The 640-nt window shown below is 66.6% G+C and carries 1 protein-coding gene; it reads right to left on the bottom strand.

Annotated elements, in window-relative coordinates; translation table 11 throughout:
- The coding region (locus tag E6R60_RS36485; protein WP_136331023.1) for a polyketide synthase at positions 1–640 on the bottom strand (640 nt) is incomplete at both ends.

The following is a 640-nucleotide window of genomic DNA, read 5'->3' as shown; positions in this document are numbered from 1 at the left end:
GCTTCAGCAGCAGTACGCCCACTCCCTCGGCCCACCCCGCACCGTCCGCGGCAGCCGAGAAAGACTTGCAACGACCATCCGCGGCCATGCCCTTGAGCCGCGAGAACTCCACGAACAACGCGGGAGTACTCATCACCGTGACACCACCCGCCAGAGCGAGTTCGCACTCGCCCTGCCGCAGCGCCTGCACCGCCAGGTGCACCGACACCAACGACGACGAACACGCCGTGTCCACCGTCACAGCCGGCCCCTGAAGACCGAGCGAATACGACACCCGGCCCGACACCACACTCGACGCGTTTCCCGTGCTGACGTAACCGTCGAGAGCACTGAGGTCGTGGCCCTGCTGGTTGCCGTAGTCGGAACTCATCGTCCCGAGATAGACACCAGTACGGCTGCCACTGATCGACTCGGGGCGGATGCCGGCCCGCTCCAGCGCCTCCCAGGACGCCTCCAGTACCAACCGCTGCTGCGGATCCATCGACAACGCCTCACGCGGCGAAATCCCGAAGAAGGAAGCATCGAAGCCCTCGACCCCCTCGATGAAGCCGCCCTCACGGGCATAGCTCTTGCCGACGGCCTCAGGATCCGAGTCGTACACGCCCAGGCCGTCCCACCGCGACGGCAGACCACCCACCGC

Origin of the sequence: Streptomyces sp. A0642 (genome assembly GCF_004795105.1) — a bacterium.
GTDB lineage: Bacteria > Actinomycetota > Actinomycetes > Streptomycetales > Streptomycetaceae > Streptomyces.
This window is presented reverse-complemented; position numbering and strand designations above follow the sequence as displayed.